General features: G+C 42.6%; 10 protein-coding genes. All 10 read right to left on the reverse strand.

What is annotated here, in order from left to right:
• Positions 1 to 72: 72 nt before the first annotated feature.
• The 10 genes from uvrA to C9J45_RS08400 all read right to left on the reverse strand — a co-directional run bounded on the left by uvrA (position 73) and on the right by C9J45_RS08400 (position 12,445).
• A complete protein-coding gene (gene uvrA / locus C9J45_RS08355; protein ID WP_107292424.1) occupies positions 73 to 2,898 on the reverse strand; it encodes an excinuclease ABC subunit UvrA in 2,826 nt (941 codons plus the stop codon).
• Positions 2,899 to 3,027: 129 nt separating this feature from the next.
• Positions 3,028 to 3,900: a UTP--glucose-1-phosphate uridylyltransferase GalU gene (gene galU, locus C9J45_RS08360; RefSeq protein ID WP_107206487.1), complete on the reverse strand. Its 873-nt coding sequence runs from the start codon at positions 3,898 to 3,900 to the stop codon at positions 3,028 to 3,030.
• A gap of 136 nt (positions 3,901 to 4,036) precedes the next feature.
• A complete protein-coding gene (locus tag C9J45_RS08365) occupies positions 4,037 to 4,885 on the reverse strand; it encodes a glycoside hydrolase family 16 protein (protein WP_107206488.1) in 849 nt (282 codons plus the stop codon).
• A gap of 8 nt (positions 4,886 to 4,893) precedes the next feature.
• Positions 4,894 to 5,820, reverse strand: coding sequence for a glycosyltransferase family 2 protein (locus C9J45_RS08370; RefSeq protein WP_107246272.1), 927 nt, complete (start codon positions 5,818 to 5,820; stop codon positions 4,894 to 4,896).
• 25 nt (positions 5,821 to 5,845) lie between these two features.
• Complete coding sequence (locus tag C9J45_RS08375; RefSeq protein WP_107206490.1) at positions 5,846 to 6,757, reverse strand: glycosyltransferase; 912 nt, start codon at positions 6,755 to 6,757, stop codon at positions 5,846 to 5,848.
• A gap of 29 nt (positions 6,758 to 6,786) precedes the next feature.
• Positions 6,787 to 7,719 (reverse strand): glycosyltransferase family 2 protein, encoded by a 933-nt coding sequence (locus tag C9J45_RS08380; protein WP_107260262.1) that lies wholly within the window; start codon positions 7,717 to 7,719, stop codon positions 6,787 to 6,789.
• Positions 7,712 to 8,695 carry a glycosyltransferase family 2 protein gene (locus tag C9J45_RS08385; protein WP_107287260.1) on the reverse strand — a complete coding sequence of 328 codons (984 nt, stop codon included), beginning with the start codon at positions 8,693 to 8,695 and terminating at the stop codon, positions 7,712 to 7,714. Before C9J45_RS08385 ends, C9J45_RS08380 begins: the two co-directional genes overlap by 8 nt.
• Positions 8,696 to 8,733: 38 nt before the next feature.
• The gene (locus tag C9J45_RS08390; protein WP_107206493.1) at positions 8,734 to 10,164 is read right to left on the reverse strand and encodes an oligosaccharide flippase family protein; all 1,431 of its coding nucleotides are present in this window, start codon (positions 10,162 to 10,164) and stop codon (positions 8,734 to 8,736) included.
• An 89-nt stretch (positions 10,165 to 10,253) separates the two neighbouring features.
• Positions 10,254 to 11,210 carry an NAD(P)-dependent oxidoreductase gene (locus C9J45_RS08395; RefSeq protein WP_107206494.1) on the reverse strand — a complete coding sequence of 319 codons (957 nt, stop codon included), beginning with the start codon at positions 11,208 to 11,210 and terminating at the stop codon, positions 10,254 to 10,256.
• Positions 11,207 to 12,445 carry an O-antigen ligase gene (locus C9J45_RS08400; RefSeq protein ID WP_107260258.1) on the reverse strand — a complete coding sequence of 413 codons (1,239 nt, stop codon included), beginning with the start codon at positions 12,443 to 12,445 and terminating at the stop codon, positions 11,207 to 11,209. The genes C9J45_RS08395 and C9J45_RS08400 overlap by 4 nt, the downstream gene beginning before the upstream one ends.
• Between the last annotated feature and the right edge of the window lie 39 nt (positions 12,446 to 12,484).

Consider the following 12,484-nt stretch of genomic DNA (forward strand, 5'->3'; position numbering starts at 1 on the left):
TTCCTGAGTATGAATAAGCAAACAGGCTGAATAAAATCAGCCTGTTATCATATACTAGCGTGTTTTCATATTCTAACCTAGCAGCGGTTTAAGGAACCTTGCTGTATGTGAGCCTTTCACTTTCGCTACATCTTCAGGTGTTCCTGTTGCAATGATCTCACCACCACCGCTACCGCCTTCAGGACCAAGATCGATGATCCAATCTGCGGTTTTTATTACGTCTAAGTTATGTTCGATCACCACAATGGTATTACCTTTATCACGCAATTTATGCAGCACTGTTAATAGCTGCTGAATATCGTGGAAGTGTAGTCCGGTTGTTGGCTCATCCAGAATATAAAGTGTCTTTCCGGTATCGCGTTTCGATAACTCTTTTGCGAGTTTTACACGTTGTGCTTCACCGCCTGATAAGGTTGTCGCCGCTTGACCTAAACGAATATACGATAAACCAACATCCATTAAGGTTTGTAACTTTCTTGCAATAGCGGGAACCGGATCAAAGAATTCTCGTGCATCTTCAACCGTAAGCTCTAACACTTCATCAATGGTTTTACCTTTGTAGCGGATCTCTAAGGTTTCACGGTTATAACGTTTTCCTTTACAGGCATCACAAGGGACATAAACATCGGGAAGAAAATGCATTTCAACTTTAATAACACCATCACCTTGGCAGGCTTCACAGCGACCACCACGAACGTTAAAACTAAAACGCCCTGGTTTATAACCACGGGAACGGGCTTCTTGAGTGCCTGAAAAAAGCTCACGAATAGGGGTGAAAATACCGGTATAAGTGGCAGGATTTGAACGCGGAGTACGACCAATCGGGCTTTGGTTAATGTCGATAACCTTATCGAAATGTTCTAGATCTTGGATCTCACGATACGGCGCAGGTGTGCCAGTTGTTGCACCATTTAATTTGTGATGAGCAATTTCAAAGAAGGTATCGTTAATAAGTGTTGATTTTCCTGAGCCAGAAACACCGGTAATACAGGTAAATAAACCAACAGGGATTTCAACATTGACATCTTTTAGGTTGTTACCGGTAGCGCCCAGTAGTTTGACGGTTTTTTCGGGATCAAACGGTGTTCGCTCTGCAGGAATTTCAATTGCTTTTTTACCGCTGAGGTATTGTCCTGTTAATGATTCTTTTGATTTTAAGATATCTTTAACGCCACCTTGCGCAATGATATTACCACCGTGAACACCCGCACCAGGGCCAATATCAATCACATAATCTGCAGCACGAATGGCATCTTCATCGTGCTCAACCACAATCACGGTATTTCCTAAATCACGAAGATGAATTAAGGTTTTGAGTAGTCGTTCGTTATCACGCTGGTGGAGACCAATGGAAGGCTCATCTAAAACGTACATCACGCCCACAAGCCCTGCACCAATTTGGCTGGCAAGACGAATACGTTGTGCTTCACCGCCAGATAAAGTATCTGCACTACGAGATAGGCTCAGGTAGTTTAAGCCAACATTGATTAAGAAACTTAAACGCTCGTTGATTTCTTTTAAGATCTTTTCTGCAATTTGCGCCCGTTGCCCTGTTAAAGCTAGCTCATCGAAGAATTGGTGTGCGCCGCTAATGCTCATTTCACAGATTTGTGGCAAGTTGGTTTCACCAATAAACACGTGGCGTGCTTCTTGGCGTAGGCGCGAACCATGACAGCTTGAACAAGGCTTAGTCGAAACAAACTTTGCGAGCTCTTCTCTTACTGAGTTAGATTCGGTTTCACGGTAACGACGTTCCATATTATTGAGGATCCCCTCAAATGGATGGCGTCTTACGGTAATATCACCACGATCGTTGATGTATTTAAACTCGATCTCTGTATTGCCAGAACCGTTTAAAATGACTTCTTTGATTTTCTTCGATAGCGAATCAAAGGGTGCTTCAACGTCAAACTTATAATGCTCAGAAAGTGATTTAAGTATTTGGAAATAGTAAAAATTACGTTTATCCCAGCCGCGTATAGCGCCGCCAGATAAACTTAATTCGCCATTTTGAATCACCCGTTCGGGATCGAAGTACTGCTGAACACCAAGCCCATCACAAGTACCACAGGCACCGGCTGGATTGTTAAACGAGAACAGGCGTGGTTCAAGCTCTTGCATACTATAACCACAGTGTGGACAGGCAAAATTGGCAGAAAATACCTGCTCTTCACCTTCTTCACCGGACATCGGTGCTATCACTACATTACCGCCTGATAGCTCTAAAGCGGTTTCAAAAGATTCGGCTAAGCGGATCTGTAGATCGTCACGAACTTTGAAGCGATCAACGACCACTTCAATGGTATGTTTTTTATGTAGCTCTAATGTTGGTGGATCGGAAAGATCGCAAACTTCACCATCAATACGGGCGCGGATATAACCTTGTGCAGCTAAGTTCGCCAGCGTTTTTACGTGCTCACCTTTACGCTCTTTAATGATAGGTGCCAGTAGCATTAGCTTACTGCCTTCTGGCATGGCTAAGACTTGGTCGACCATCTGACTCACAGTTTGCGCTGCAAGCGTAATGTCATGGGTTGGACAGCGAGGCTCACCGACACGGGCGTACAATAAACGTAGATAGTCGTAAATTTCGGTAATCGTACCAACGGTTGAACGTGGGTTGTGCGAGGTGGATTTCTGCTCGATGGAAATGGCAGGCGAAAGCCCTTCAATATGATCGACATCAGGCTTTTCCATCAGGGATAAAAACTGACGTGCGTAGGCAGAAAGAGATTCAACATAACGACGTTGACCTTCTGCATACAAGGTATCAAAAGCCAGAGAGGATTTCCCCGAACCTGATAACCCTGTGATAACGATGAGCTTATCGCGGGGGATCGTTAGATTAATATTTTTAAGGTTATGGGTGCGAGCACCCCTGACTTCGATGTTATCCATATCAGTGATGATTCTTTTATTTTATTTAACGACTAGTATTTCACAGCGGATCATAATGAGCAAAAAATACTGAGTAAAAACACAGTGAAATGGATAAAAAAAATCCCGCGGTTAAGCGGGATTGTGTGTTTATTTCTTGCCAGTTTTCTGTTGGGCTAGCTCTTTATGTTTACCTTTTTTGTAAACATGCTCAAAACAATAGTTAGTTGCATCGATATAGCCTTCAACACTACCACAGTCAAAACGTTTACCTTTAAATTTATATGCTAATACACAGCCTGTTTGTGCTTGTTGCATTAGGGCATCGGTAATTTGGATTTCGCCACCTTTACCGGGCTCTGTTTGTTCAATAATGTCAAAGATGTCAGGAGTAAGGATGTAGCGACCAATAATTGCTAAGTTACTTGGCGCAGTGCCGGGCTCTGGTTTTTCTACCATGTTATCAACACGGAATAGATCGTCACGTAGCATTTGACCTGAAATCACGCCGTACTTGTGTGTCTCTTCTTCTGGTACTTCTTCAACCGCGACAATGGAGCAGCGAAATTGCTTATAAAGCTCAGCCATTTGCGCCAGCACGCCTTGTTGTTCTTCATCGGTTACACAAAGGTCATCGGCAAGTATCACAGCAAAGGGTTCGTTACCTACAAGCTCACGTCCTGTTAGGATCGCATGGCCTAAGCCTTTCATTTCACGCTGACGAATGTAAGTGAAGTACGCTGAATCAATAATGTCGCGAATATCAACCAATAGCTCTTCTTTGTTAGTACCACTGATTTGATGCTCAAGCTCGTAATTCTTATCAAAGTGATCCATCAAGGTGTTTTTACCACGACCTGTCACAATACAAATGCGGTTCATGCCTGCTTGGATTGCTTCATCTACGCCATATTCAATCAAGGGTTTGTTAACTACGGGCATCATTTCTTTTGGCATTGATTTGGTTGCGGGTAAAAAGCGCGTACCGTAGCCTGCGGCAGGAAAGAGACATTTTTTTATCATCGTACATCCTAGTATGTATATAAAGTTATTACGTTTTATACTGCTATATTATTAAAGACTTAATGCATATATCAGCAAATAGAGCACCTTTCTTTTTAAATGCGAAAGACTTCATTATTTGCGACTTTAAAGTTTGTTACTTCAGATCGTAGACACGAACATAATCGATTAAAAATTCCTGTGGAAAAATAGAGTTATCTATTCCTTTCTGTCCCCCCCAGCCACCACCGATAGCGAGGTTTAAAATCAGGTACATTGGCTTATCAAATGGCCAGGCTTCACCGTTACGCTGCTGGGTATGATAGAGCTTACCATCGTAGTAGAAGCGAACTTCATTACTATCCCATTCTGTTGCGTAAGTGTGGAAACCATCTTCTAATTTGTCATCTTGGATCACGCCTGGTATGGAGTTACCTAAAGTCTGGTTACGATCCGATTTATGGGTCGTAGAGTATGCAAAGTGTGGGTTGTAGCCAACATACTCCATGATGTCGATTTCACCACATGCAGGCCAGCCAACGGTTTTAATGTTGTCGCCGAGTAGCCAAATAGCAGGCCATGTGCCACGCCCTTGCGGTAGTTTTGCGCGTACTTCAACGCGTTTATGTACCCAAGAATGTTTTCCCGCGGTGGTTAAACTGGCTGAGGTGTAATAGGCGTCTTTACGTTGTTGATACCACTGAGTGCCGTTGGGATTGTAATCTGCATTTGGTACGGTTTCTTTCAGCGCTTCAATCACCAAGTTTCCATTTTCAATACGCGAGTTTTTACTGCTGGTGGTGTAGTACTGATCTTCTTGATTACGAATAAACTTTGTTTCGTATGTCCAATCTTTAGGGTTCGGACGTGTACCTGAATTGAACTCATCCGCCCATATTAAACGTTTGTGTTGTTTATCAACAACGTGAGATGAAGTGTCGTGTTGCGCGGCAAAGCTATAGCCAGAAAATAAAAGTAATGTGCTAGCAAGAAGTGTTTTTTTCATGACAAAACCTATTTGTTAAGTGCTCTATTGAGACGCTTTTTTACGGGTAGCGATAATAATAATGCTGAGTGTGGATATTTAATCATGTCGATAAATGCCGAAAGATCTTTGTGCTTTAACTTGGCAACGATCTCTAAATATTTACGCGCTGTGTTCATATTTTTAGTGCGATATTGCTGAGCGTTTACCGCACTGGCATCAAAGTTAAAGCTATTAACTAATTGGGTGTCATATTTCAGCAAGGTATCGATATGTTCGATATTAATGACACGTGAGATAGACCCTTCGCGAATGGTATAAATATAGCCGCAGTAATCGACAACTTGCGCTTTTGCACCAAAAGCGAGGCAATTAGCCAAGAAATAATAGTCTTCGCCAATCTTCACTTCTGGCCAATATCGCACTTGATGTTGTTTGATAAACGCATTGCGAAACAGTGGCTTCACATAACCTGTTGAATGTACATCACTGAACATTAAATTGGTTGCAATGAGGTGGGCAAGGCTGAAGTCGCCAACAGGTAATTCAGCACGGTTATAAATCGGTGTTGTTTGTACACCATCTGCGGTTTGTTCACAGAAGTTATCAATAATGATGTCGGTATCATTCGCTGCCATTTTTAGCATGACAGAAAGGCGCTCTGGTTGCATCGCGTCATCAGAATCGACCACTGCAATCCATTCACCTTGTGCCGCTTGAAAACCAATATTTCGCGCTGCACCCGGCCCACCATTTTGTTCACTAGTGAGCACTTTTACCCGAGGGTCGGGATGTTTGCTGACAACTTCCACGGTATTGTCGGTTGATGCGTCATCGACCACTAACACTTCAAGCTCAACGTCGGTTTGCTGCAAAACAGAATCAATGGCTTGAGTAATAAATTGAGCAGAGTTCCATGCCGCCATGACAACGGAAACTTGAATTGGATTTGCCATCTATAGAATCTCGTAATAAGTCAGATCAAGTGTAGCTTTTAACGTTGGCAAATAAGCCGTAAAAGAACCCACAGCCATGGGTAAGATCGCCTAAGGAATTGAGGATGCTACGGCTTGGCAGTAATGCATCCGGCAGTAACATCAGTGCGCCTTTTGCTAAGTAAGCGGAGCCTTTGAATAGGCAGCGAGCATAGCTTTTTGCAGGAGAGTTAATGCAAGATTCAATTTGAAACTCGGTGGCACCAATACGGAAACGACGCTTGAGCGCCCATTTCACATTAAGACGCTCTGGGCTAATAAACTCACTAATGATCGCATTTTGTACCCATAATATCTTGCCGTCATGACGACCAACTTGTTGGAACAATGCCTTATCTTCACCACCGAAAATCAGCTGGTTATTAAACGCTAATTGGTTTTGCGCAAAGAAGTGTAAATCAAGCAAAACGTTATTGGTTGCCGCCCAAGAAAGCGCAGCACCATCTGCCAGTTTACGTTCATGGTAAACCTTGGCTGCGGTATATAATGTTGCTGTGTCATCAGGATAAATTGGAAATTGTGGCCCTGTAGTCACTTGAACCTGATTATTTTGTAAGGCGACAAATAACGTTTGGATCCAGTTTGGATCGGCAATTGCGTCATCATCAACAAAAGCCAAATAATCAAAGCCTTGCTGTTGACCGAAGCGTAACCCGTTATTACGTGCGAAAGGGATACCTGCTGTAGTTTCCAATTGATGATGGATAGTAAAAGGGGTGTGCTGATACCGAGCAATCGCCTCAACTACCGCTTGATTGTGAGTTTTATTGTTTTCAACAACCAAAATATCAATGCTAAATGTATCATTGATATTTTGCTGCTGTAGGCTCTCAATACACTGGCAGAATGTCGCCATACGTGAGCCCGTAGTTAAGGTTGTGAGCAGTACTCTTTTCATAATTTAGCCACGAATAAAAACGAACAAGATCAGTGAGTGTCACCGTATTGAGTGAGGTGCTGTTTGCCTAATAAACCACTTACCACGCCGAGGTGTAGGGCAACGCGCAACTTCCAAAAATACTTTTGGCTGGTTTCTTGATTTATAAAGCGCAACGCATAGACATAACTAAATCCTGCTTTAGCGCCAGCGAGGAATGTCTGTTTTAAGCGATTGAAGGTACTCGCGTTATCGAGTAGTAACATCTTGCCGTGGGTTTGCCCACAACGAAAACGACGTTGATACAGCCAGTCATACTCGGTGCGTGCTAGTGGTACATGCTCAGAGGCTTCTGCCTGCTGAGAAAAGGCAATGGTGCCACCTTTCATCGTTAACTGACGAAAGAAAATCGAATCTTCACCGCCAGAGCAACCGTATTCCAAATCAAAGCGCAGTGGGTGCTGTCGAATAAAATCAAGGTTGATTAAGGTATTACCGGAGTTGGCGGTTTCAATCTTGCCACTTGGTGCGATGATTGGCTCTTTTACTGATTGTAAATCGAGCGCTTTCACCCATTCAGGTGCTTGCTCTGGGTAAATACTGCGTACTGGGCCTATCACCACATCTGCTTGTTCGCGTTGTGCGGTATCAAGATGGGCGCTTAGCCAGTTCTCTACCACAAATTCATCGTCATCAAGGAAGATCAAATATTGACTATGATTGAGTGCCCACTCCAAACAAGCATTACGCGCAATTGAGATATTAGAGGCTGGCGCATGGAGATAATGAATCGCTAATGGTGACTGCTCGGCGTAGCTTTCGATTAAGGCTTTTGAATTAGCGTCCACCGAGTTATCAGCGATCACGATCTGTATTTGTTTACCGTCGGGGATCGCGACCTTCGCCAAGCTATCGAGCGTGTCGGTAACTTCTTGGCGATGATATGTACATAAACCGATCGTAATTACATTAGGATCAATCATGAACAGGCTTCCTTCTGAAGGCTGGGAAGAGCAAGGCTGCACAAAAACCGAGTGACCAACCAAAGTGCATGAGCATGGCTGGGATCCCTGAAAGCTTAGCACTGAGTGGGAACTGATCTGACTTACCCGTCGCGCCGACGAGTAAACAGGCGGCGATCCACAATAGAGCGGGTAGAGCAAAAATAAAATGCCACTCACTAAGCAATAACGCCATGAGTAATACAGGTACCACTGATAATGGGATCAACTGGCGCAGTTTCGGGATCGTGTGGTGCTTTATACAGTTGGCGGCACGACCTTTGCCATAGTTGTAGTATTGCTTAAATAGCGATTCTGGCGTTTTACGAGGGAAGTAAGTCATGTCCGTTTGACCCGTTAGCCAAATTTTGTAACCCGCATCGGTTAAACGCTTATCTAATTCTGCATCTTCGTTGGCGATGAAGGTTTCATCATAGCCTCCTACCGCGCGGTATGCCGATACTTTCATTAGTGCATGATGACCATGCTCAACCCACTTACCATCATTTTGTGCATTGCGGTGTGGTGAGCCACCGTTACCTAATTTGGAGTTTTGCGCGATAGCCGCTGATACTTGAAAAGGCGTGTGACCTTCGGTGTACATACTGACGACAACAGAATCCGCTTGGTGTTTTTCTGCTTCACTGAGTAAAGACGCAATGAAATCATCTGGGTACTGACCATGAGCATCAATACGAATGAAGTATTCATAATCGTCACCAAATTGATCCACCGCTAAGTTCATAGCAGCACTTTGGATCTTATCTGGGTTGTGAAGCAATACAATGTGATCATCTTTTTCAGACCAACGCTCCACGATTTCTTGCGTGCCGTCATGGCTGCCACCATCAACCACAACCAGTTTACTGTTGTCTGTTAATGATGGAGAAAAATGCGTTAAAAGATCACCAATATGATCAGCTTCGTTTAAACAAGGAATGATAATTAAACAGCTCAAAATATAACCTTTAAGTCTTAGTTAAAAAGCAGAAATCACTAGCGGAAGGTGATTTTTTTATTGGATAAATCAATCGATAAAAAGTGTCGTGAGAATAGGAGCAACAACACGATATAACAGCTTAAAAAGAGAATGGCGCTAAAGCACAAATTGAAAAACTCGTGAGTAAACGGCATTAAAGGCAGATTCATCGCAGCGAATGCAGTAATACCTAATGCGGTGTAAATAGGCCATAAACTTTTTAAATAGCGGTAAAACGAGGTGTTAATTTCACTGGTCACCAAGTAGGTCGAGGTGAAGAAATACAGTGCATTAACACCTAAGAAGCTCCACAGTACTGCATGAATATCAATGGTTGAGGCAAAGTACAATGTCGGCAGATAAATAGCCGCAATGATCATTTGTACTCTAAACCACAAGCGAGATCGGTTCGTCACGATGATCGCAGTTTTGTTGATCATGCTGTAAGAGATAAACAAAAATGCAATACAGAAAAACTGAAAATAACCTGCCGAGGTGATCCACTTTTCTGAGAACAAGAAATTGAAGATCGTCTCAGAATAGATAAAGCCATATACGAACAGTGGAGAGGTGATCGCCCCTGTAATGAATAAAGCTTGGCGGATCGCCCGTTGTAAACTTTGTTGATCGTTTTGGCTGTTGGATAAATACGGCAATGACATGTCATAAGACGTGCCAGTTAAGATATCGTTGATGATATTCGATAAGCGTTTGGCAATATTGAAAAAGCCTAAATCGTATTTACCTATGTTGCTACCAATCACAAAAGATTCAAAGTGGGTAGAAATGCTCTCAACGGTTGTGATTAGGGTGTTATATAAACCAAATTCCCACGTTTCTTTAATTAAGCTCCAGCGGAATGACCAGCCCAACATTTTACGAGTCGGAATGTAGACAGCAACCAAGTTGAAAATCGAAATAATAGTTTGTGATAACACCAGTGCCCAGATATTAAAATCAAAGTAAAGCAAACTGAGGATAGTCAAAGCTGAAACCATCGCACCTAAAATAGTGCGGTAGCCCAAGGCTTTGTATTTTTGCTCACGAACTAATATAAACGTGAGGGTATGACCTGCCGCATCAAAGGGCATTTTTATCGCCATTAAATAGAAAGCGAGATTAAATACCTGAGACTGAAAGCTAAAAAGGTTTAAGGAAATAACAAAACAAGCGATCAGTGCAAAAGCGAATCCCGATAAACTAAGAAACGCTAAAATGGTACTAAATTCGCGCTTGCCAAACTCGTGGTATTTAACAATCGCGCTTTGCCAGCCTGAGGGCAGAAAACTTGAAATAATATAGATGATGGATAGTGCAAGGGCGACTAAACCAAAGTCTTCTGGAGCCAGTATTCTTGCCGTATAAGTAAATACAGCGAAGTTAATGATCGGCGGAAATAGCTTACTGGAAAACAGCCACAACATACCGGATATGGATGACTTAGACATAGGGATGTTCTTTGATGTTGGTATCTAAGAGAAAGGCTCTCTGGAAAATAATACGACAAGTGAGAACACTTGCCGCATTGGCGCGGTAATTAGTCGAACTTACCGTCAGTGTCTTTAGACCAACGTGTTAACGCTGTTTGTAGGTTGCCTGGTAGTTCTATGTGGTTTTCAACTAACCAGCCAGGGTAAACATTGGTTGAGCGGATCAACTTCATCACGCGGTCAGGGTGAATACCTATGTTTAGAAAGTTCACCAATTGCAGTAATTTAGCCGCACCAAGTACCACAAATTTTGGCACCATATAGACTTTAACGTCTGGAAAGTGCTCTGCTTTAAATGCCTCTATGATTTGTTCTAGGGTATAACGATCAGGGTAAGCACCGTTAAATAATTCAAAGTTATTGTCTGTTGCACGTGCCACTTCAATGGCAAAGATCAAATCTTCCACATAGATACAGGCTTTAATGGTGTCTTTACGACCTGGGTAGACAAAGAAGCCTTTACGCATCATTGCTGCAAGGCGAGTAAAGTTGCCGCCTTCACCTGGGCCAAAGACGACAGCAGGACGAACAATAGTCAGTTGATGCTCACTATTGCGTTCAAGCCATGCTTTATGGATTTGTTCAGCTAACATTTTCGAGTAGCCATAGGCTGAGTTTGGCGTTAATGGGCTATTTTCATCTTTTTGCTCTTCACCTGGACCGTATGGCGAAATTGAACTGGTAAAGACGATTTCTTTAATATTATTACGCTCAGCAAACTGACAAACGTTATTAGCCCCTGCAATATTGGTTTCGTAATACTCGTGAGTGGGGTGCCCTGGTGTGGTGTGAATCGCAGCAAAGTTGTAAATACAGTCAATAGGCTCATCAATCACTAAATCATTGAGGTTTCTAACGTCATGGTTTATGTAAGTAACTTCATCGTGACGCACTTTAGGCTCGCGAATATCAATCGAATAAACCTTCACCCCTTCAGCAATAAATTTCTTGATGTAATGGGAAGCAATGAAACCGGAACCACCAAAAATAGCCACTGTTTTCATGAAATATTACCTTTATTATTTAATCTTTTTGCTTTGTGAGCGCTACTTTCTAGCTCAATCCAGCAAAAACAAAACATGACATGTGCGAGGGTGAATTGGGCAAACCAGTCAACTTCAAGCACACTTCTTGATATGAAAAACACAAAGTACGCAACGGGAATGAAATCACTTTTTTGAAAGTGTCCGCAGGCAATTAAACGAATGTTATAAAGCAGTCGTGCCAGTATCAAAAGGTAGATGGTGAGGCCGACATAACCGAAATGTACTGTCCAATGGATAAACATGTTATGGAAGTTAAATCCCACCCCTGGTGGTACTAAACCAATTTTCCACACCGCATCGCCGATCGGATTTCCAATCTGGAATATAGCATCATAGCCAGCACCTAAAATGGGCGCTTGGGCAATGGCCTTATCCCCTTCAGCCCAAATTAGTGTTCGGCTGGTTAAGGTTGGATCTTTCCCGATTTCAATCATGAAGTGGTTAAATTCAGGAGTGCCAAAGATGATATAGACAAAAATGATGACACACATAGCGAGCAAATAAAGCAGATTAACGGTCGCTTTTTGTGCGCGTTGGGTGATCGCAAAATTGGAGAAATGATATAAACAAAAGCACGCAAAAATAGAGCCAAAAGACGTTACTGTCGCCCCCAGAGATTTGGCTTTTAACAGGACAGCAATAGAAAAGACGATCGACAACAGCCCGATAATCTTTTCGACTTTATTCTTAGCTAGGGTGTAAAACAAACCAAATCCCACGAAAAAACCAATCGAAGCGGTTTGTGCTAAAAAGTTCTTACTACCAAGATAACCAATTAAAACGGTTTCTCCTGTCATACCGTTCGTCTCTACCCGGTGAGAGACTAAGCTCAGCGCCATAATAATAATGACGCTGCCTGATAAGCCGACAAAGAACTGTTCTTTTTTGATGTTATAGGCAACGGCAATACCTATCATAGTTGTTAAAATAAATTGTATTGATGAGCGAAATGTCGCTTCTGGATATTGTGACCATAATACGGAAAGCAAAGCGAGTATCGGGTAGACCATCACCATCCAATTATATTGGATTCCTAATAATGTTCGGTGAAGGTGGAATATAATAACGGTGCCACCGACAAGAATAAATAATAGGGCGGCCACCGATCCTAGAAAGGTATTCCAAACCAGTGCAGAAGTGATAAGGAAAGAGGCAGTAATACCTATTGCAGTATCTTTTTTAATTTCAAGCATCGTTATTATTTAAAGCGAGCGAATAACAGAGAGTTAACC

The organism is Photobacterium sp. GB-1 (assembly GCF_003026165.1).
In the GTDB taxonomy this organism is placed as follows: domain Bacteria; phylum Pseudomonadota; class Gammaproteobacteria; order Enterobacterales; family Vibrionaceae; genus Photobacterium.

Coding starts and splice junctions, on each gene's coding strand:
- C9J45_RS08400 (WP_107260258.1), bottom strand. CDS start 12,445: ATGCTTGAAATTAAAAAAGATACTGCAATAGGTATTACTGCCTCTTTC.
- C9J45_RS08365 (WP_107206488.1), bottom strand. CDS start 4,885: ATGAAAAAAACACTTCTTGCTAGCACATTACTTTTATTTTCTGGCTAT.
- uvrA (WP_107292424.1), bottom strand. CDS start 2,898: ATGGATAACATCGAAGTCAGGGGTGCTCGCACCCATAACCTTAAAAAT.
- C9J45_RS08380 (WP_107260262.1), bottom strand. CDS start 7,719: ATGATTGATCCTAATGTAATTACGATCGGTTTATGTACATATCATCGC.
- galU (WP_107206487.1), bottom strand. CDS start 3,900: ATGATAAAAAAATGTCTCTTTCCTGCCGCAGGCTACGGTACGCGCTTT.
- C9J45_RS08395 (WP_107206494.1), bottom strand. CDS start 11,210: ATGAAAACAGTGGCTATTTTTGGTGGTTCCGGTTTCATTGCTTCCCAT.
- C9J45_RS08390 (WP_107206493.1), bottom strand. CDS start 10,164: ATGTCTAAGTCATCCATATCCGGTATGTTGTGGCTGTTTTCCAGTAAG.
- C9J45_RS08375 (WP_107206490.1), bottom strand. CDS start 6,757: ATGAAAAGAGTACTGCTCACAACCTTAACTACGGGCTCACGTATGGCG.
- C9J45_RS08370 (WP_107246272.1), bottom strand. CDS start 5,820: ATGGCAAATCCAATTCAAGTTTCCGTTGTCATGGCGGCATGGAACTCT.